The organism is Pseudomonas sp. GR 6-02, assembly GCF_001655615.1.
Lineage (GTDB): Bacteria > Pseudomonadota > Gammaproteobacteria > Pseudomonadales > Pseudomonadaceae > Aquipseudomonas.
In genome coordinates this window covers 1,174,380-1,193,054 of sequence record NZ_CP011567.1, presented here as the reverse complement: position 1 = coordinate 1,193,054, position 18,675 = coordinate 1,174,380, and the positions used below count along the sequence as shown (strand labels likewise).

Sequence of the window (18,675 nt, the reverse complement as noted above, 5' to 3'; positions counted from 1 at the left end):
GTGGGAACGATCAGTGAAGGCGACTCGATCTTAAGGCTTGAGCGCTTTCTTCGGATAAATGTCATATCGGCTGGACTTGCCGTCCAGCGCATGGCTCGGCTTCGGCCCATCGATGCACGGCGCCTTGCGCGGGCGTTTGACCACCACCCGGTGACTGGCCAGGGCCAACGCCGCTTCGAGCAGGGCCGGCGCATCCGGATCATCGCCGACCAGCGGCCGGAACAGACGCATTTCCTTCTTCACCAACGCGGTTTTCTCACGATGGGGAAACATCGGGTCGAGGTAGATCACCTGCGGCGGCTCGCCTTCCCAGTTGCGCATCACCTCGATCGAATTGCCCTTGAGCAAACGCATACGCGCCACGATCGGCGCTACGTCGAAATCTTCCGCGCCGCGTGCCAGACCATCTTCAAGCAAGGCGCCGATCAGCGGCTGGCGCTCGATCAGGCTCATCTCGCAGCCCAGGCTGGCCAGCACGAACGCGTCCTTGCCCAGCCCGGCCGTGGCGTCCAGCACCCGTGGCCGCACGCCTTGGGCGATGCCGACCGCCTTGGCGATCATCTGACCGCTGCCGCCGCCGTACAACCGACGATGGGCCGCGCCCCCCTCGACGAAGTCGACCCGCACCGGCCCCGGTGCATCCGGCCCCAGTTGTTGCAGTTGCAAACCCTGCTCACCCACCTGCAAGGCAAACTCGCCGTCATCCACCTGCAACGGCAAACCCAGGCGCTCGGCCCATTGCTCGGCCTGTGACTGGAACGTCGCGCCCAAGGCTTCGACATGGATGCGGCAGGCCGCAGGTTGCTCAATCATGGGAAAACACGCTCAAAAAATTAATGATCGGCAAAAACGGCCGATAACCAAACTATCGAGCATTTTGCCAGAGCTGAGCGTCGACCGAGAAAAATGTCAGGCATTCAACGCACATCGATAGGTTACATCTCGCCCCACGGCGATTTTGGCCTGCGAAACTCCCAAGCACTGAGCGGCGTCAGTCACCTGTGGCAAGATTTTTTTGCCCAGGCCCTGGCCGATCAGTCGGGCGATGTGGTGCCGGCGTCTCTGGACTTTCCGCCGGTCGATCTCGACAGCCCGGTCGAACCGACCGTCGGCAGCGAGCTGCTGGCGCACATCATTTCCCAGCGCGAATGTGATGTGAAAGAAACCGAAGTCCGTCCGCCGGAGCCATTGTTCCTGCCAATTGCCGAGTTCGAAATGGACCTGGCCGATAAACCGTTCCCACCGTTCCCGCCGGAAGAAATCGTCGCGCAACAGAAACAGCAGGACTTCGAAAGCGGCTGGGTTCGCCCGATCGTGCTCACCGCCGGTCAACCGCTGCCCGAGCCTGGTGCCGCGCCGCAACCGCGTCCGCTGCACTTGCCAATCGCCGAGTTCGAACTCGACCTGCTGGACAAGCCATTCCCGCCGTTCTCACCGCAAGAGTTGGTGGAACAGCAGAAACAACTCGATTTCGATAACGGCTGGGCGCGCCCGATCGTTCTGCAGAACCTGCGCATCGCCGCATAACCCCTCAGCGGCCCAACCATCACGGCCCGACCTCGTCAGCCTTTGAAGAATTGATTGGCCTTCTGGAACGGCATCGACCGGGAAGTGAAGCCAAAGGTCCCGTGTTGCTGGATTTCCTCGGCCGCGCGCAAGAACTCGCCATACGCTGCCAAAGCCAGGGCCGAACCGACGCTGATACGCTTGACGCCCATTTCGCTCAACTGCGCTACCGTCAGCTTGAGCCCGCCGGACATCAACACATTCACCGGTTTCGGTGCCACGGCGCGAACCACCGCCAAGACCTCTTCGGCATTGCGCAGGCCTGGGGCGTAAAGCACGTCCGCGCCGGCCTCGGCGAATGCCCGCAAACGGCGAATGGTGTCGTCGAGGTCAGGATTGCCGTGCAAATAGTTCTCAGCACGCGCCGTCAACGTGAAGGGGAAAGGCAAACTGCGCGCTGCTGCGACAGCGGCTTCGATACGCGCCACGGCATGCTCGAAGCAGTAGATCGGACCGTCTTCACGCCCGGTGGCATCCTCGATCGAACCGCCTACGGCACCGGCCTGAGCGGCCCGCAGAATACTTTGGGCGCACTCGGCAGGAGCGTCGGCAAAGCCGTTTTCGAGATCCACCGCGACCGGCAAATCAGTGGCCGCGACAATCGCCTCAACGTTTGCCAGGGTATCGTCGAGCGTCAGCCCACCATCAGGACGGCCCCGGGAAAAGGCATAACCGGCGCTGGTGGTTGCCAGTGCCTCGAAGCCCAGGCTGGCAAGCATTTTCGCTGAGCCGGCGTCCCAGGGGTTGGGAATGACAAAGGCGCCCTCGCGTTCGTGCAGTGCTTTGAACGCCTGGGCTCGAAGGGTTTGCGCATCCATTGGCAGACTCCTGAAAAAGGGAAAACCCGCTTCAGAGCAAACCAAGTTGCTCGGCGGCGGGTTCTCTGTATAGCTCAGGCAGCGGCGGCAGGCCAGGCAAACGCAGCATCAGTTGTGCGTGAAAACGTTGTGCCAGTTTCGCCGCCAGCAGGTTATCGGCGGTGTGCAGAAAGATATACGGCGTGCGGCCCTCTTCGATCCAGACGGCGATTTTCTCGACCCATGGCACCAGGAACGGATCGTTGGCTTCAAGTTCGGGGTGGCCGATGAAGCGCACCTGTGGAAACTGAGTAAACGCCGCAGGGCGAGGCGGCACCCTGGGCTTTTTCGATTGGGCGTGGAGTACCGAAGGATCGGTCGAGGTGCAGCTGAACAGCGCGCGCGGATCGAGGCAGATGCGCTCGACGCCACGATCCAGCAGCAGGCGATTGAGCATTCGCTCGGCATCGCCCTTGGCAAAGAACTCGTCATGCCGCACTTCGACCGCCAACGGCCGGTCCACCGCATCAATAAAACCGGCCAGTTCCGACAGTCGTTGCGGGGTGAAGCTTTTGGACAATTGCAGCCACAATGGCGAAACCCGCTCCCCCAGAGGGCTGAGCAATTGCAGGAACGTTTCTGTGGCGGTCAATTGGTCGCGCAGGTCACCGCTGTGGCTGATATCGCCGGGGAATTTGGCGGTGAAGCGAAAGTGTTCGGGCATGGTCTCGGCCCAGCGCTGCACGGTGGCGGCAGCCGGGCTCGCGTAGAAGGTCGTATTGCCTTCCACGGCGTTGAACACTTGAGAATAAAGATCAAGAAACTCGGCGGGCCTGGCGTCCTGTGGATACAAGTAGTCGCGCCAGGCGTTTTCGCTCCAGGACGGGCAGCCGAGGTAATAAGGCAGCATCAGATGTACAGGTCGAGACCCAGCACATCCGCATCCCAGTCGACAAAAGTGGCCGTGCTCAGGTAACTGGCCAGTGCCATCGCCACGCTTTTGCTCATGGCGCGGTGATAAATCATGTCTTGTTGACGCGCGGGAAGATTGCTCAGGCGTTGCGCGGAGGCTTTGGCGGCGCGGGCGGCCAATTGCTCTTCGGTAGGGAATTCCAGCTCGCCGTCGACATCGACGGAGTCATCCTCAGACACATGGCCTTTACGAGGCTTGCGCTTGATTGGGTAGGACTGGGAGGAAACGCCGTCTATACGCATAAGTGCATGCTCGGTATCGATGATGGCAGTTTAGTGGCGCATTACCCACTTCGCAAACCGCCGAGTGATAACTAGAACACAGAAAAGCGAAAAGGTTTAAAAGCGGCGGGCAGAAACTGATGATTAGCTGCGGTTGGAACACTTTGTGGCGAGGGAGCTTGCTCCCGCTGGGCTGCGAAGCTGCCCCCCACGCGCAGTCAGATACATCGCGCCGTCAGGTTCTACGGCTGCTCCGCAGCCGAACGGGAGCAAGCTCCCTCGCCACAGGACAACCGGGATCAACGCGCTTTCGGCGTCGCGACTTTATCGCGCAAATACACCGGCTGCGCCTGATCGGCCACGATCGCTTCACCGCGTTCCCAGGCGAAACGCGCCAGGGTCAGCAAATCTTCGGCGTGGGGCAGCATGCTCGCGTCCTGGCCGCTCAGGTTCACTGCAATACGCTCGGCATAACCCCAACCGGTGCCCGCGCCGAACCACTCGCCGCTGGCATCGACCGGCAACGCGGCGGCTTCCGGTGGCAATACCGCTTCGTTGCCCACCAGCCGCATCTCCCCCGCCGTTTCGCGGTAGCAGCCCCAATACACCTCATCCATACGCGCATCGATGGCTGCCGCGACCTGGCTGACGCCGTGTTCGCGATAAGCCCGCTGGGCGAGCACCGCGAGGTTGGAGACCGGCAACACCGGACGGTCCAGCGCAAACGCCAGCCCTTGCACCACGCCAATGGCGATCCGCACACCGGTAAACGCGCCCGGCCCACGACCGAACGCAATGGCGTCGACCGCTTGCAGCGTGGTCCCGGCATCGGCCAGCAGTTGCTGAATCATCGGCAACAGCTTCTGCGCATGCAGGCGCGGGATCACCTCGTAATGGCTCGTGACCTTGCCGTCATGCAGCAAGGCAACGGAGCAAGCTTCAGTCGCGGTGTCCAGGGCCAGCAAGGTGCTCATCGATGTATCCGTAAGAGAGGTCAGAAAAAGTGCGCCAGTATAAACAACTACGGCCCGCAAGCGGGCCGTAGAAGATGAAGCCGATCAGACTTTTCAGCTCAGTGCTTCAAGCACCTTGCCGGTAATCGTTTCAACCGAGCCGACACCCGGAATATGGCTGTACTTCGGCTTGCCCTGAGCAGCGGCCAGGCCTTGGTAGAACTCCACCAGAGGTTTGGTCTGGGAGTGGTAGACCGACAGGCGATGACGCACGGTTTCTTCGGTGTCGTCCTTGCGCTGCACCAGCTCTTCACCGGTGATGTCGTCTTTACCGGCGATTTTCGGCGGGTTGTACACGGTGTGGTACACGCGGCCGCTGGCCTCGTGAACGCGACGACCGGCGATACGCTGAACGATCTCTTCGTCATCGACGGCGATTTCGACCACGTTGTCCAGTTCCACGCCAGCTTCTACCAACGCTTCAGCTTGCGGAATGGTGCGCGGGAAACCGTCGAACAGGAAACCGTTGGCACAGTCAGGCTGCGCAATACGGTCCTTGACCAAAGCGATGATCAGATCGTCGGAGACCAGACCACCGGCATCCATGATGCTTTTGGCTTTGATGCCCAGCTCGGTGCCGGCTTTTACAGCAGCACGCAGCATGTCACCGGTAGAGATTTGCGGAATGCCGAACTTTTCGGTGATGAACTTAGCCTGAGTACCTTTACCGGCCCCGGGAGCTCCCAGCAGAATGACGCGCATTAGATGTGCTCCTCAATTTTTTATTTAGAATTACTTAAACAAAACAAAGGATTCGCCTCGTAGGGCCAATCTCAAAAAATAGGGTCGTGACCGCCCAAACGGCCAAAGGCTGATCAAGATACACAGCAGGCCCTGCCCACACAAGCCGCCGAAAGTCGGAGAAACCTGCGCAGGACGTGCCCTTTCGAAGGGGTACCCCAAGTCGCAACCCCGTCATTAACTGTCGCCTGACAGACCTTCTCAACCGCTCGCCGACAGGCACTCGACGCTCGCGCCAGGTGCCTGTTCCCTATGACGAAAACCTTAGCCGGTATTTCGCAAACCGGCGGCAATCCCCGCCACAGACACCAGCAACGCCTGTTCTACCGGGCTGCCCTGCGCTTCATCCTGCTGCCGCGAACGGGCCAACAGTTCGGCCTGCAATAGATGCAGCGGGTCGAGGTAGGTGTTGCGCAGGCGGATGAATTCAAGGGTGTCTGGGCTATGTGCCAGTAGCTGGGACTGACCCGTCAGCCCCAGGACCACCGCACAGGCCTGCGACAATAGGTCGCGTAAATGCGCACCCAAAGGGAGCAGATCCGGCTCGACCAGGCGCTCGTCGTAAGACTGGGCGATATCGGCGTCGGCCTTGGCCAGCACCATTTCCAGCATATCGATGCGGGTGCGGAAGAACGGCCATTGCTCGCGCATCTGCCCCAGCAGCTCCCCTTCGCCGCGCTCCAGCGCCTTGCTCAGCGCCGTTTCCCAGCCGAGCCAGGCCGGCAACATCAGGCGCGTCTGGGTCCAGCCGAAAATCCACGGAATGGCGCGCAGGCTTTCGATGCCGCCGGCGCGGCGCTTGGCCGGGCGGCTGCCCAACGGTAAGCGCCCCAACTCCTGCTCCGGGGTGGACTGGCGGAAATACTCGACGAACTGCGGATTTTCCCGCACCACGGCGCGGTAAGCCTTGACCCCATCGGCGGCCAGTTCGTCCATCAAATGGCGCCAGGCAGGCGTAGGAGGTGGTGGCGGCAGCAAGGTCGCTTCCAGCACCGCCGCCAGGTACAGATTGAGGTTTTGCTCCGCGATGTCCGGCAGGCCGAATTTGAAACGAATCATTTCCCCCTGCTCGGTGGTGCGGAAACGCCCCGCCACCGACCCCGGCGGCTGCGACAGAATCGCTGCGTGCGCCGGGCCGCCACCACGGCCCACGGTGCCGCCACGGCCGTGGAACAACAGCAGCTCCACTTGTTGCTCCCGGCAAATATCCACCAGACGCTCCTGCGCCCGATACTGCGCCCAGGCCGCCGCCGTAGTGCCGGCGTCCTTGGCCGAGTCGGAATAACCGATCATCACTTCCTGCGGCCCTTGCAGGCGCGAGCGATAACCCGGCAGCAACAACAGCTTTTCGATCACCGGGCCCGCGTTATCGAGGTCGGCGAGGGTTTCGAACAGCGGCACCACGCGCATCGGCCGCAACACGCCGGATTCCTTAAGCAGCAACTGCACGGCCAGCACGTCGGAAGCAGCGCCAGCCATGGAAATCACATACGAGCCGAGGGAAGCCCCCGGCGCGGCAGCGATTTCCCGGCACGTCGCCAGCACTTCGGCGGTGTCGGCAGACGGCTTGAAGTAGGCCGGCAGCAACGGCCGGCGATTGTTCAGTTCGCGCATCAGGAAGGCGATGCGCTCCTCTTCGTTCCAGTCCTCATAACGACCCAGGCCGAGGTAATCGGTGATTTCGGTCATGGCTGCGGTGTGGCGCGAGGAGTCCTGTCGCACATCGAGGCGCACCAGAAACAGCCCGAACGTCACCGCTCGGCGCAGGCAGTCGAGCAACGGGCCATCGGCGATAACGCCCATGCCGCATTCATGCAGCGAGTGGTAACACAGCTCCAACGGGTCCAGCAGGTCGCGGTTGTTTTGCAGCACATCGGCGGACGCCGGCGTGGTGGCCGTCAGGGAGGCCTGGGCCCAATTACGGGTTGCGCGCAGGCGCTCACGCAGCTGTTTGAGTACCGCGCGGTAAGGCTCGGCGCTGTCGCCAGCCTTGGCTTTCAGGGCGTCGCTGGCCTGTTGCATCGACAATTCGGCGGCGAGGTGATCGACATCGCGCACATACAAATCGGCAGCCATCCAGCGAGCCAGCAACAATACTTCGCGGGTCACGGCGGCGGTGACGTTGGGGTTACCGTCGCGGTCGCCGCCCATCCACGAGGCGAAGCGAATCGGCGCGGCCTCCAGCGGCAGGTGCAGGCCGGTGGCGGCATGTAGGGCCTGGTCGGCCTTGCGCAAATAGTTGGGAATCGCCTGCCACAGCGAATGCTCGATCACCGCAAAGCCCCACTTGGCTTCGTCTACAGGTGTCGGGCGGGTGCGGCGGATTTCTTCGGTGTGCCAGGCTTCGGCGATCAGGCGCTGCAAGGTGGTCTTGATCTGCTCGCGCTCGGCGCTGGTCAGGTCGCGATGATCCAGGGCCGCCAGTTGCGCGGCGATCGCGTCGTATTTCTGGATCAGTGTGCGTCGCGCCACTTCGGTGGGGTGCGCCGTCAATACCAGCTCGATGTCCACCCGCCCCAATTGCCGGGCCAGGGATTCGGCGTCATGCCCCGCAGCCAACAGGCGAGTGAGCAGCTCCGGCAACACCCGGGCCTCGAACGGCGCGGGTTGTGACTCTTCGCGGCGGTGAATCAGCTGATATTGCTCGGCGATATTGGCCAGGTTGAGGAACTGGTTGAACGCCCGCGCCACCGGCAGCAATTCGTCCTCGCTCAACTGGTTGAGGCTGGCGCTGAGTTCGGCATCCATCGAACCGCGACGGTCGGCCTTGGCGCCTTTGCGGATTTGCTCGATCTTGTCGATAAAGCCATCCCCGTACTGCTCGCGAATGGTGTTGCCCAATAGCTCACCCAACAGGTGAACGTCCTCGCGCAAGCGTGCATCAATATCGGTCATCAGCAGTTCTCCAGCGAAAATCCGGGCGGCTATGCTTTGATAATAGAGAGTGCCGTTGTAAAGCGGTTCTTACAAGTAAACCAGGGACTGCAAACCCCGAACGTTGCAGCTAGGCTCAACACCAAGCCGTACAACGGCTTGCCACCGGCCACCGCCGGACACTCACCCGGCCTGCCATGAGCAGGTGCGTAATGAGGTCATTATGAAAATCCGCGAGCTTGCCAAGCACTGGGAAGAAAACGCCAAGGGTCGCCTGACCGACTCCGGCTACACGATTCGTCTGGACGTGGAAGCCGCCGCACGGCTGGCGGCGATTATCGATATGTACCCCAAACGGCACCCTGAAGAACTGCTCGGAGAATTGATTGGCGCCGCCCTGGAAGAGCTCGAAGCGAGCTTTCCGTATGTGAAAGGGTCAACGGTGGTCGCCACCGATGAAGAAGGCGATCCGCTGTACGAAGACGTCGGTCCAACCCCGCGTTTTCTCGCCTTGTCCCGTCGTCACTTGCACGATTTGTCGACCGAAAACGACAAGCCAAAACACTGATTTGCGCGTCTTGCTCCCCTTCCAGAAATACGTATTTCCTGGCCCGTGCAGGGCCGGGAATACCCCTGCGTACAACTAAAGTTCCCGATTTAGAGCCTTGTCCGTCAGGTCAAAGTTTTTTCGGGCGAAAGGCCATTTTCTCTGAACTTTTAAAAAACGCCTCGGGTCAACCCAGTAACCACGCCTGGGACGGCCGTTTCAAAATGCTCTGGAAATCGAAGGTTGCGGCTCCTTGCCCAGGATGGATTCAGATGTATTTCAGGAGTTATCCAACGGAGTTGAAACCATGAAGACCAGCACTGCTTCATCCTCGTCCACCCACCTGCGCGGTCTCAAACTGGCGGCCCTGGCCATCGGCAGCAGTTTGGTTCTGGCCGGATGCGCCGGCAACCCGCCCACCGAGCAATACGCCGTGACTCAATCGACCGTGAACAGTGCCGTCAGCGCCGGAGGCACCGAATTCGCCGCGGTGGAAATGAAGTCCGCTCAGGACAAGCTCAAACAAGCCGAAATCGCCATGCACGACAAAAAGTATGACGAAGCCAAAATGCTCGCCGAACAGGCCGAGTGGGACGCCCGAGTGGCAGAACGCAAAGCCCAGGCGATGAAAGCCGAACAAGCTGTAAAGGACTCACAGAAAGGTGTTCAGGAACTGCGTCAGGAAAGTCAGCGCACCGTGCAGTGAGCGCGCATCCCGATTTTCAGGCCTGACACTTTTATCGATAGAAAGGACGAACCACCATGCGCAAACAACTGATGATACCCGCCCTCCTGGCCGCAAGCATTGCACTGGCTGCCTGCGCCACACCGCCCAACACCAACCTGGAGCAAGCCCGCACCAACTACGCCGGCCTGCAAGCCAACCCGCAAGCCAGCAAAGTCGCGGCACTGGAAACCAAAGACGCCAGCGATTACCTGGACAAGGCCGACAAGGCTTATCAGGACAAGGAAGACCAGAACAAGGTCGACCAACTGGCTTACCTGACCAACCAGCGCGTTGAAGTGGCCAAGCAGACCATCGCCCTGCGCACCGCGGAAAACAACCTGAAGAACGCCGCGGCTCAGCGAGCCCAGGCGCGTCTGGATGCCCGCGACCAGCAGATCAAACAATTGCAGGCCAGCCTCAACGCCAAACAGACCGATCGCGGCACGCTGGTAACGTTCGGTGACGTGCTGTTCGCCACCAACAAGGCCGACCTGAAACCCAGCGGCTTGGTGAACATCAACAAACTGGCGCAGTTCCTTCAGGAAAACCCCGACCGTAAAGTGATTGTCGAAGGCTACACCGACAGCACCGGCGCGGCGTCGTACAACCAGTCGCTGTCCGAGCGCCGCGCGACCTCGGTGCAAGTGGCCCTGATCAAGATGGGTGTCGACCCGGCGCGCATCGTGGTCCAGGGTTATGGCAAGGAATACCCGGTGGCCGAAAACACCAGCGTCTCCGGCCGTGCGATGAACCGTCGGGTGGAAGTGACCATTTCCAATGACAATCAGCCAGTGATCCCGCGTTCGGCTGTCAGCTCGAACTAAGTTTCACCTGCTGAAACACAAAAGCCCCGCCTGATCGGATCAGGCGGGGCTTCTTATTGATCGAACACTTGTCTTGGGGCCAAGCAACCCTGTGGCGAGGGGGCTTGCCCCCGTTCGGCTGCGAAGCAGTCGTGAAACCATCCCGCAAGGTGTACCTGACAAAACGCGAATGCAGGTTTTAGGGCCGCTTCGCGACCCAACGGGGGCAAGCCCCCTCGCCACAAGGGTTCATCATTGCCAATGGAGGTGGGATTTTACTGTTCGAGTTTTTGCGGGGTTTCCTGGCCCATGCAGCGCACGGCTTTTTTCTTGTTGTTGACCAGTACGCCGGTCAGGCCTTTCTGTTCGGTATCAAACATCACCAGTACGCCATCGATGCACTGCGCCACTTGCGCGGCCGGTTCCAGGGAGATTTTGTAGTCTTCGCCCGGCACGGTCTTGAGCATGGTGAAGTCGCTGAGCAGCAACGCATCCTCGGGTTTGGCGAAGTGCAGGTAGCCGTACCACCACAGGGCCCCGACGGTGCCGAGGATGCTGCAAATACCGGTGATGATCAGTGGGATGGCGTTACGTTCTTCACTCATTGCGGACTCTCTGGTGGTTCATCTTCAGAATTCGGGGGTGCCGGGTAATTCGGAATTTCACCCAGGCGGCGCAGGCCGTTGAAATGCTGCGGGTCTTCGAGGTAACGCAGCATGACTTTTCGCCAGACCGGGTCGGCGAAGGTTTGCACATGACCGCCCCGGGTCAGTTGCAGCACTCGCGGCGGCGGCGCAGCTTGATACAGTCGGATGCCGTTGGAAAGGGGCACCAGCTGATCATCGATACTGTGATAGATCAGTTTCGGTACACCATTGAGCTGCGTCATGGAACGGATCGCGCTATCGCCATCCGGCACCAGCCAGGACAACGGCACCTGGAACGGCCAGGTCATCCAGGAGGTGCTGAGGGCGAAACGCCCGACATCGCGGTAGCTGGCAGGCACGCCATCGAGCACGAAAGCCTTGAGTTGCCGCTGGCGCTCGGGATGCTGGGCCAGGTAATGCACGGCCATCGAACCGCCAAGGCTCTGACCGAGAAGGATCAACGGCTTGCCCTTGACCTCCGGCGCCTGGTCGAGCCATGTGAAGGCGGCGTCGATGTCCTGATAAATCTCCGGCAACGCCGGCTTACCTTCGGACAATCCGTACCCGCGATAGTCCACCAGCAACACCTGATAGCCCTGCTTCGGCAACCACCAGCTCGCACCCAGATGCCACGCCAGGTTGCCGCCGTTACCGTGCAGATGCAGCACAGTGCCTTTGACTTCGACGCCTTTTTTCGCCGGCAGCCACCAGCCATGCAGCTTGAGGCCGTCGGCAGTGGTCAGGGTGACGTCGCGATAGTCGAGCTTGGCTTTTTCCGGGGTGAACGGCTGGCCGGGCTCGGGGTAGAACAGCAAAGAGCTGCAACCGCCGAGGGCCAGGAGCAGGCAGAAGATGCCGAGGATTCTCATCCGGTGAAGCCTCAATGTGGGTGATCGTTCCCATGCTCCGCGTGGGAGTGCATACCGTGACGCTCTGCGTCACAGTGGACGCTCTGCGTCCATGGCGGCATTCCCACGCAGAGCGTGGGAATGATCTGAATCAAAGGATATTGGAGTAATCCGCTTCGATCCGGTCCAGGCTCAGGTGGTTGAGGAAGTTGGAGAAGCACATCCACGCCGACAACGCGTTCATGTCGCGGAACTGCTCGGGCAGGTACTTGGGCGGCACCACCAGGCCTTCGTCCACCAATTGGCGCAAGGTCCGCATGTCCTCCAGCGTAGTCTTGCCGCAGAACAACAGCGGTATCTGCTCCAGCTTGCCTTTGCGCACGGCCAACTGAATGTAGTTGTAAATCATGATAAAGCCCTTGAGGTAGGACAAGTCTTTGGTAAATGGCAGACCATTCGGCACCGAGCCGCGGAACACCCGACTGGCATTGCCGTAGCTTTCGGCCATTTCAAAGCCCTGAGCCCGGAAGAACTCAAAGATCTGCAAGAAGTCCGCGCCCTCCTCCACCATATGAATGGCGCGGGTGCGGTTGGTCAGTTTGCGCAAGCGGCTCGGGTAGGAGGCGAAGGTGATGATTTCCATCAGGATCGCCAGGCCCTCCTGAGTCACGGTGGACGACGGCGGGCCCTTGGACAGGAACGTACAGATCGGCTGGTTCAGGCCGTTGAGGGTGGTGCCCACATGCACCAACCCTTCATGGACTTCCAGCGCACGCACGTCGCGATTGTTGAACATCGCGTCGGTGCGGATCTTGATGTAGTCGGCGCCGGCCGCCGCGTCGGCGACGATCCCGTCGGACTCGAACACCCGGATGGTTTCCTCGTTTTCGCCAAACACCTTGTTCAACCGATGTTGCAGCAGGTCGACGGCTTCCTTGGCGGTGAGGACTTTCGGTTCGTCCTTGAGGTCGCCACGGCCGTCGATGTTGTTCAGGTAATCGGAGAGCATCAGCCCCAGGTCGGCCAGGGTCGGGTCGCCGGCGTGAAACGCATCGGAGGCCGCGCCGTACAATTCCTGGGAAATCAGCCCGAAATCCTCGGTGCCGCGCGCTTCAAGCATGCGCACCACCATGCGGTATTCCTTGCACATGCGGCGCATGATCTGCCCGACCGGGTTGAACTGGCCAAGTTGCCGAGTGATGTCGCGCTCGATGTTCTGGAACTCCAGCTTCACTTTGCTGGAGTCGAACGACAGCGGTCGATTGAGGTAGTAGTCGCGGTCCACGGCCGGCATTTCCTTGCCCTTGCCCTTGAGGAACCCCTTGCGAATACTGTCATCCCACTTGACCGCATCCAGAATGCGAATCGGCGTCTGCGCCAGCACTATGCGATCGGACAACATGCGTATCGTCTGCTGGTATTCGTCCACCCGAGACTCCTGTAGTAAAGCTGTTACGTGCTGGGTTTATTTGGTTTTGGCCAGGCGCTGATAGCGTACCGCTTCGACGAAGACATCGGAATTGGCCGGGTCGTCGAGGTAGGCGAATACCTGATCCAGGCTGTTGTTGATCAACACCCCATCGCCATCTTCAGTCTGAAAGCCTTCGCCACTGAGGGCTTCTTGCCCCATGGCCTGTCTGATCTGCTCAAGGTCGAGGTTGTAGACCACCAGTTCGTGCTTATCGTTGAGCTCGAAACCGGCGATGGTGAAATGCCCGCCGAACTGCGCCGGCACCTTCGCCGACAGATACCAGCGATTGCCATGGCGCGACACCGTGAAAGGATAGGCTTCGCGCTCATGGGGTTTGGCCTTGAAGTAGCTGACCGCCTGGTAGTGATTGTCGCCGACGCGTGTCAGTTCCAGGTTCATCGGCTCGCCCCAGGCATTGGTGCTGGCCCATTTGCCGAGCAACCCTTTGGGCGCGGACTCGCTGGCGGGCAGCGACTCCTTGAAGGTCACCAGGCAGCCACTGAGCAGCAGGAACGACAAGGCGATCACCACGACACGCCAGGCTTTCATTCAACACTCCCTATCGACACACGATGCCCCCTACTGGCCACTCTCCCACAGGGTTGAGTCCCACAAGGGGTTACACCGACGCCAGTACCAGGTGCATGTAGCGGGTCAGGATGCCGAGCATTTCCTCTTCGGCAACAGGCTCGGCATCGTTGAGCAGGCCCTGATATTCCATCCGTCCGACAATCGCCGTCAACACTTTGGCATCTTGTTGTGGCTCGCGGGAACCCAATACTTCGAAAAGCTGGCAGGTGCCCTGCAAGAGAATTTGTTGATGGGAACGCACCAACAACGCCAGACGCGGGTTGAGCAACGCTTCCTGACGGAAGGCTTGCTCGGCCATCAGGTGCTCGCGGCGATTGATCAATTGCCGATGAACATAGTCAGCCATCAGCCGTGCGATATCGTCCGCCAGCTGTGAGCGCGACTCGGCGGTGCCATCACTGCTGACAACCATCTCGCGCAACAGGCCTTCGTTGCTGGCCCACAACCGGGCCATGTATGCCGCGCTGCGCTCCACGTATTGGGCGAAGGTATCGGTGAGCAGGTCATCGATGTCCTTGAAATAGTAAGTGGTGGCCGACAGCGGCACACAGGCCTCGGCTGCCACCGCACGGTGCCGCACGGCCCGCACGCCATCGCGCACGACAATGCGCATCGCCGCGTCGAGAATGTCCTGTCGACGCTGTTCGCTGCCCTGTCGGCTGGCCTTGCGGCCCTGGTACTGAACACTTTCAGCGACCGCAGTGGCGATATCCGCTGCACCTTCTTGAGCAATTGCACGATTCACGACAGGTATTCCTCTCTAACGTCAAAAGTAACCAATTGATACGTTTGTACCAGACAGGCAATAAAAAGCCGCCTGTTTTAGGCGGCTTTTTAATTGAAACATTTACGCTTGCGGGCGCATGTGCGGGAACAGGATCACGTCGCGAATCGACGGTGAGTTGGTCAGCAACATCACCAGACGGTCGATGCCGATCCCTTCACCGGCGGTCGGCGGCATGCCGTACTCCAGCGCACGAACGAAGTCGGCGTCGTAGTGCATGGCTTCATCGTCGCCAGCATCCTTGTCGGCCACCTGTGCCATGAAGCGCTCGGCCTGGTCTTCCGCGTCGTTCAACTCGGAGTAGGCGTTGGCGATTTCACGGCCGCCGATGAACAGTTCGAAACGGTCGGTGACGTTCGGGTTCTCGTCGTTACGACGGGCCAGCGGCGACACTTCGAACGGGTACTGGGTAATGAAGTGCGGCTGTTCCAGCTTGTGCTCGACCAGTTCTTCGAAAATCATCACCTGCAGTTTGCCCAGGCCTTCGAAACCGAGCACCTTGGCGCCGGCCTTCTTGGCGATGGCGCGGGCCTTGTCGATGTCGTTCAGGTCGGCAGCGGTCAGTTCAGGGTTGTACTTGAGGATCGAGTCGAACACCGACAGGCGCACGAACGGCTCGCCGAAGTGGAACACCTTGTCGCCGTAAGGCACGTCGGTGCTGCCCAGAACCAGCTGCGCCAGTTCGCGGAACAGTTCCTCGGTCAGGTCCATGTTGTCTTCGTAGTCAGCGTGGGCCTGGTAGAACTCGAGCATGGTGAACTCGGGGTTGTGCCGGGTCGAAACGCCTTCGTTACGGAAGTTGCGGTTGATTTCGAAGACTTTTTCAAACCCGCCAACAACAAGCCGCTTGAGGTACAGCTCCGGCGCAATGCGCAAGAACATCTGCATGTCCAGCGCGTTGTGGTGAGTTTCGAACGGCTTGGCCGCCGCACCGCCCGGAATGGTTTGCAGCATCGGCGTTTCGACTTCCAGGAAGTCACGCTTCATCAGGAAGCTGCGGATGTGCGCAATCACTTGCGAACGCACGCGGAAGGTCTGGCGCACGTCTTCGTTGACGATCAGGTCGACGTAACGCTGGCGGTAGCGCTGCTCGGTGTCGGACAGGCCGTGGTGCTTGTCTGGCAGCGGGCGCAGGGATTTGGTCAGCAGGCGCACGTTGGTCATTTCAACGTACAGGTCGCCCTTGCCGGAACGGGCCAGGGTGCCTTCGGCGGCAATGATGTCGCCCAGGTCCCAGGTTTTCACCGCGGCCAGGGTCTCTTCGGACAGGGTTTTACGGTTGACGTAAACCTGGATGCGCCCGGACATGTCCTGAATCACCATGAACGAGCCACGGTTGAGCATGAGACGACCGGCAACCTTGACCGGGATCGCAGCCTCTGCCAGCTCTTCCTTGGTCTTGTCCGCGTACTTCTTCTGCAAGTCTTCGCAGTAGGCGTCGCGGCGGAAGTCGTTGGGGAAGGCCTGGCCCTTGGCGCGCTCGGCAGCAAGCTTTTCCTTGCGCAGGGCGATCAGGGAGTTTTCTTCCTGTTGCAGGGCTTGCGGGTCGAGTTGTAGGTCGCTCATGTCTTTAAATATTCCATCAGGTTCGTTGCCCCGGCCTTCGGCCGGGGATCGCTGGCAAGCCAGCTCCTACAGGGATCGCGCTGTATCAGGCGATCCTGTATTGCACGTCTTACAGCCCTTGTTTCAGGCTCGCCACCAGGTATTCGTCGATGTCGCCGTCGAGCACCTTGTCGCAGTCGCTGCGTTCGATGTTGGTGCGCAGATCCTTGATCCGCGAGGCATCGAGCACGTACGAACGGATCTGGTGACCCCAGCCGATGTCCGACTTGGTGTCTTCCAGGGCCTGGGAGGCGGCGTTGCGTTTCTGCACTTCCTGCTCGTACAAGCGCGCCCGCAACATTTTCATCGCGGTGTCTTTGTTGGCGTGCTGGGAGCGTTCGTTCTGGCAGCTGACCACGGTGTTGGTCGGTACGTGAGTAATCCGTACGGCCGAGTCGGTGGTGTTTACGTGCTGACCACCGGCACCGGAGGAGCGGTAGGTGTCGATGCGCAGGTCCGACGGGTTGATGTCGATTTCGATGTTGTCATCGATTTCCGGCGACACGAACACGGCCGAGAACGAGGTGTGACGACGGTTGCCGGAGTCGAACGGGCTCTTGCGCACCAGACGGTGCACGCCGATTTCGGTACGCAGCCAGCCAAAGGCGTATTCACCCTTGATGTGCACGGTCGCGCCTTTGATACCGGCGACTTCACCGGCCGACAATTCCATGATGGTCGCGTCGAAACCGCGTTTATCCGCCCAGCGCAGGTACATGCGCAGCAGGATGTTGGCCCAGTCCTGGGCCTCGGTACCGCCGGAGCCGGCCTGGATGTCCAGGTAGGCGTTGTTCTGGTCCATCTCGCCGCTGAACATGCGACGGAATTCGAGCTTCTCGAGGGCTTCGCGCAAGCGCTCCACTTCAAGGGCTACGTCGTCGACGGCGGCCTGGTCTTCTTCCTCGGCAGACATCAACAGCAGGTCCTTGGCATCGGCCAGACCGCTGGACATTTCATCGAGGGTTTCTACGATCTGGGCCAGCGCAGAGCGCTCGCGACCCAGGTTCTGAGCGTACTCAGGGTTGTTCCAGACACTCGGATCTTCAAGCTCGCGATTGACTTCGGTCAGACGCTCATGCTTTTGATCGTAGTCAAAGATACCCCCGAATAGTTTCGGAGCGCTCGGACAGGTCCTTGATACTGTTAAGGATCGGGTTGATTTCCATGGCGGGCAGCACTCGTTGGCGAACTTTTGAAAGCCGGCGAGTATAACGTAATCACGCTGTCAAGGCAGCCCGCCTGGCGGCTTTAGGGGCGAATGGTTTACGGAATAACGCGGGGGGCCCGTAGCAGCTGCCGAGCCCGCGAGGCTGCGTTCGGCGGCGCAGCCGTCGTAAAGTCAGACAACGCGGTCATTCAGGCAAACCGCATACACAGGACTTGCGAGGACTTCGTCCTCGAACGCAGCCTCGCGGGCTCGGCAGCTGCTACAGCGCTACAGTCAGCGGGTTACTCAATTCCCACCTGATTGCGCCCATTGTTCTTCGCCAGGTACAGCCCCTTGTCCGCCGCCAAGATCAATTGCCGGCAGTCGCTGCCCGGCTGCGGGATCACGGTCGACAGGCCGATGCTGATGGTCAGGCACGAACCTTCGGTCGGGAAAACGTGCGGGATCTTCAATCCGACCACGGTCTGGCGCAGTTTTTCCGCCACCAGCCGCGCACCGCCCGGCGAGGTGTTGGGCAAGACCAGGACGAACTCTTCGCCGCCGTAACGGGCCGGCAGGTCCGATGGCCTGGCGCTGGCGTCGCGAATGGCCGTGGCGACTTTGCGCAAGGCTTCATCGCCTTCGAGGTGGCCAAAACTGTCGTTGTAGGACTTGAAATAGTCGACATCGATCATCAGCAACGACAATTGCGTCTGGTCACGCAACGAACGCCGCCACTCCAGTTCCAGGTATTCGTCGAAGTGCCGACGGTTCGACAGCCCGGTCAGGCCGTCGGAGTTCATCAAGCGTTGCAGCACCAGGTTGGTGTCGAGCAACTGTTGCTGGCTGACCCGCAACGCACGGTACGCCGCGTCACGCTGCAGCAGGGTCATGTAGGAGCGCGAGTGATAGCGGATGCGCGCCACCAGTTCGATGTTGTCCGGCAGCTTGACCAGGTAATCGTTGGCCCCGGCGGCAAACGCCGCGCTCTTGATCAGCGGGTCTTCCTTGGTCGACAGGACAATGATCGGAATGTCCTTGGTCGCCGGGTGATTACGGTATTCGCGCACCAGGCTCAGGCCGTCCAGGCCGGGCATGACCAGATCCTGAAGGATCACCGTCGGCTTGATGCGGATCGCCTGGGCGATGGCCTGGTGCGGGTCGGCGCAGAAGTGGAAGTCGATGTTTTCTTCGTTCGACAGACCACGGCGCACCGCCTCGCCGATCATCGCCTGATCGTCCACCAACAACACCATGGCGGCGTTTTCGTCGGTTTTGAAGTCATCGAGCTGTAATTCATTCATGTGCGGTCACCTGAGT

At 60.4% G+C, this 18,675-nt stretch carries 19 protein-coding genes; 4 read left to right on the top strand and 15 right to left on the bottom strand.

Annotated elements, in window-relative coordinates; translation table 11 throughout:
- Positions 1 to 30: 30 nt before the first annotated feature.
- Entirely contained in the window at positions 31 to 813 is a 783-nt protein-coding gene (locus PGR6_RS05155; protein ID WP_064616260.1) for a class I SAM-dependent methyltransferase, read from the bottom strand.
- Positions 814 to 906: 93 nt separating this feature from the next.
- Between PGR6_RS05155 and PGR6_RS05150 the strand changes: the two genes are divergently transcribed.
- On the top strand, positions 907 to 1,527 hold the full coding sequence (locus PGR6_RS05150) for a hypothetical protein (protein ID WP_018926669.1): 621 nt from the start codon (positions 907 to 909) through the stop codon (positions 1,525 to 1,527).
- Between the two features lie 35 nt (positions 1,528 to 1,562).
- Here PGR6_RS05150 and PGR6_RS05145 read toward each other — a convergent pair whose 3' ends face one another.
- The 6 genes from PGR6_RS05145 to ppc all read right to left on the bottom strand — a co-directional run bounded on the left by PGR6_RS05145 (position 1,563) and on the right by ppc (position 8,206).
- On the bottom strand, positions 1,563 to 2,384 hold the full coding sequence (locus tag PGR6_RS05145) for an isocitrate lyase/PEP mutase family protein (RefSeq protein WP_064616258.1): 822 nt from the start codon (positions 2,382 to 2,384) through the stop codon (positions 1,563 to 1,565).
- Positions 2,385 to 2,415: 31 nt separating this feature from the next.
- Positions 2,416 to 3,276, bottom strand: coding sequence for a DUF72 domain-containing protein (locus PGR6_RS05140; RefSeq protein WP_064616256.1), 861 nt, complete (start codon positions 3,274 to 3,276; stop codon positions 2,416 to 2,418).
- Positions 3,273 to 3,578, bottom strand: coding sequence for a hypothetical protein (locus tag PGR6_RS05135; protein ID WP_018926672.1), 306 nt, complete (start codon positions 3,576 to 3,578; stop codon positions 3,273 to 3,275). The genes PGR6_RS05140 and PGR6_RS05135 overlap by 4 nt, the downstream gene beginning before the upstream one ends.
- 278 nt (positions 3,579 to 3,856) lie before the next feature.
- The gene (tsaB, locus tag PGR6_RS05130) at positions 3,857 to 4,531 is read right to left on the bottom strand and encodes a tRNA (adenosine(37)-N6)-threonylcarbamoyltransferase complex dimerization subunit type 1 TsaB (RefSeq protein WP_018926673.1); all 675 of its coding nucleotides are present in this window, start codon (positions 4,529 to 4,531) and stop codon (positions 3,857 to 3,859) included.
- 93 nt (positions 4,532 to 4,624) lie between these two features.
- The gene (gene adk / locus PGR6_RS05125) at positions 4,625 to 5,272 is read right to left on the bottom strand and encodes an adenylate kinase (RefSeq protein WP_018926674.1); all 648 of its coding nucleotides are present in this window, start codon (positions 5,270 to 5,272) and stop codon (positions 4,625 to 4,627) included.
- A 303-nt stretch (positions 5,273 to 5,575) separates the two neighbouring features.
- Positions 5,576 to 8,206 (bottom strand): phosphoenolpyruvate carboxylase, encoded by a 2,631-nt coding sequence (gene ppc / locus PGR6_RS05120; RefSeq protein ID WP_064616255.1) that lies wholly within the window; start codon positions 8,204 to 8,206, stop codon positions 5,576 to 5,578.
- A gap of 202 nt (positions 8,207 to 8,408) precedes the next feature.
- On the opposite strand from ppc, the gene PGR6_RS05115 reads away from it, so the two are divergent.
- The 3 genes from PGR6_RS05115 to PGR6_RS05105 all read left to right on the top strand — a co-directional run bounded on the left by PGR6_RS05115 (position 8,409) and on the right by PGR6_RS05105 (position 10,283).
- Positions 8,409 to 8,753 (top strand): hypothetical protein, encoded by a 345-nt coding sequence (locus PGR6_RS05115; RefSeq protein WP_064616254.1) that lies wholly within the window; start codon positions 8,409 to 8,411, stop codon positions 8,751 to 8,753.
- A gap of 286 nt (positions 8,754 to 9,039) precedes the next feature.
- Entirely contained in the window at positions 9,040 to 9,438 is a 399-nt protein-coding gene (locus PGR6_RS05110) for a DUF4398 domain-containing protein (protein ID WP_018926677.1), read from the top strand.
- A gap of 56 nt (positions 9,439 to 9,494) precedes the next feature.
- Positions 9,495 to 10,283 carry an OmpA family protein gene (locus tag PGR6_RS05105; RefSeq protein ID WP_064616253.1) on the top strand — a complete coding sequence of 263 codons (789 nt, stop codon included), beginning with the start codon at positions 9,495 to 9,497 and terminating at the stop codon, positions 10,281 to 10,283.
- Between the two features lie 254 nt (positions 10,284 to 10,537).
- Here PGR6_RS05105 and PGR6_RS05100 read toward each other — a convergent pair whose 3' ends face one another.
- The 8 genes from PGR6_RS05100 to PGR6_RS05065 form a co-directional block, all read right to left on the bottom strand.
- Positions 10,538 to 10,867 (bottom strand): hypothetical protein, encoded by a 330-nt coding sequence (locus PGR6_RS05100; RefSeq protein WP_007940182.1) that lies wholly within the window; start codon positions 10,865 to 10,867, stop codon positions 10,538 to 10,540.
- Entirely contained in the window at positions 10,864 to 11,778 is a 915-nt protein-coding gene (locus PGR6_RS05095) for an alpha/beta hydrolase (protein ID WP_007940179.1), read from the bottom strand. The genes PGR6_RS05100 and PGR6_RS05095 overlap by 4 nt, the downstream gene beginning before the upstream one ends.
- A gap of 130 nt (positions 11,779 to 11,908) precedes the next feature.
- Complete coding sequence (locus PGR6_RS05090) at positions 11,909 to 13,159, bottom strand: flavohemoglobin expression-modulating QEGLA motif protein (protein ID WP_172901247.1); 1,251 nt, start codon at positions 13,157 to 13,159, stop codon at positions 11,909 to 11,911.
- 63 nt (positions 13,160 to 13,222) lie between these two features.
- Positions 13,223 to 13,777 (bottom strand): hypothetical protein, encoded by a 555-nt coding sequence (locus tag PGR6_RS05085; protein WP_064616250.1) that lies wholly within the window; start codon positions 13,775 to 13,777, stop codon positions 13,223 to 13,225.
- A 70-nt stretch (positions 13,778 to 13,847) separates the two neighbouring features.
- Entirely contained in the window at positions 13,848 to 14,564 is a 717-nt protein-coding gene (locus PGR6_RS05080; protein WP_064616248.1) for a TetR/AcrR family transcriptional regulator, read from the bottom strand.
- A gap of 102 nt (positions 14,565 to 14,666) precedes the next feature.
- Positions 14,667 to 16,169 carry a lysine--tRNA ligase gene (lysS, locus tag PGR6_RS05075; protein ID WP_018926680.1) on the bottom strand — a complete coding sequence of 501 codons (1,503 nt, stop codon included), beginning with the start codon at positions 16,167 to 16,169 and terminating at the stop codon, positions 14,667 to 14,669.
- A 109-nt stretch (positions 16,170 to 16,278) separates the two neighbouring features.
- Positions 16,279 to 17,374 (bottom strand): peptide chain release factor 2 gene (prfB, locus tag PGR6_RS05070; RefSeq protein ID WP_096481021.1). Its coding sequence is split into 2 segments (ribosomal slippage): positions 16,279 to 17,301 and positions 17,303 to 17,374, totalling 1,095 coding nucleotides; the frame shifts between segments, so codons are not numbered across the junction.
- A gap of 283 nt (positions 17,375 to 17,657) precedes the next feature.
- Positions 17,658 to 18,659 carry a response regulator gene (locus PGR6_RS05065; RefSeq protein ID WP_018926681.1) on the bottom strand — a complete coding sequence of 334 codons (1,002 nt, stop codon included), beginning with the start codon at positions 18,657 to 18,659 and terminating at the stop codon, positions 17,658 to 17,660.
- Between the last annotated feature and the right edge of the window lie 16 nt (positions 18,660 to 18,675).

Coding starts and splice junctions, on each gene's coding strand:
- PGR6_RS05095 (WP_007940179.1), bottom strand. CDS start 11,778: ATGAGAATCCTCGGCATCTTCTGCCTGCTCCTGGCCCTCGGCGGTTGC.
- ppc (WP_064616255.1), bottom strand. CDS start 8,206: ATGACCGATATTGATGCACGCTTGCGCGAGGACGTTCACCTGTTGGGT.
- PGR6_RS05090 (WP_172901247.1), bottom strand. CDS start 13,159: ATGTTGTCCGATCGCATAGTGCTGGCGCAGACGCCGATTCGCATTCTG.
- PGR6_RS05150 (WP_018926669.1), top strand. CDS start 907: ATGTCAGGCATTCAACGCACATCGATAGGTTACATCTCGCCCCACGGC.
- PGR6_RS05100 (WP_007940182.1), bottom strand. CDS start 10,867: ATGAGTGAAGAACGTAACGCCATCCCACTGATCATCACCGGTATTTGC.
- PGR6_RS05145 (WP_064616258.1), bottom strand. CDS start 2,384: ATGGATGCGCAAACCCTTCGAGCCCAGGCGTTCAAAGCACTGCACGAA.
- adk (WP_018926674.1), bottom strand. CDS start 5,272: ATGCGCGTCATTCTGCTGGGAGCTCCCGGGGCCGGTAAAGGTACTCAG.
- lysS (WP_018926680.1), bottom strand. CDS start 16,169: ATGAGCGACCTACAACTCGACCCGCAAGCCCTGCAACAGGAAGAAAAC.
- tsaB (WP_018926673.1), bottom strand. CDS start 4,531: ATGAGCACCTTGCTGGCCCTGGACACCGCGACTGAAGCTTGCTCCGTT.
- PGR6_RS05155 (WP_064616260.1), bottom strand. CDS start 813: ATGATTGAGCAACCTGCGGCCTGCCGCATCCATGTCGAAGCCTTGGGC.
- PGR6_RS05110 (WP_018926677.1), top strand. CDS start 9,040: ATGAAGACCAGCACTGCTTCATCCTCGTCCACCCACCTGCGCGGTCTC.
- PGR6_RS05105 (WP_064616253.1), top strand. CDS start 9,495: ATGCGCAAACAACTGATGATACCCGCCCTCCTGGCCGCAAGCATTGCA.
- PGR6_RS05135 (WP_018926672.1), bottom strand. CDS start 3,578: ATGCGTATAGACGGCGTTTCCTCCCAGTCCTACCCAATCAAGCGCAAG.
- PGR6_RS05085 (WP_064616250.1), bottom strand. CDS start 13,777: ATGAAAGCCTGGCGTGTCGTGGTGATCGCCTTGTCGTTCCTGCTGCTC.
- PGR6_RS05065 (WP_018926681.1), bottom strand. CDS start 18,659: ATGAATGAATTACAGCTCGATGACTTCAAAACCGACGAAAACGCCGCC.
- PGR6_RS05115 (WP_064616254.1), top strand. CDS start 8,409: ATGAAAATCCGCGAGCTTGCCAAGCACTGGGAAGAAAACGCCAAGGGT.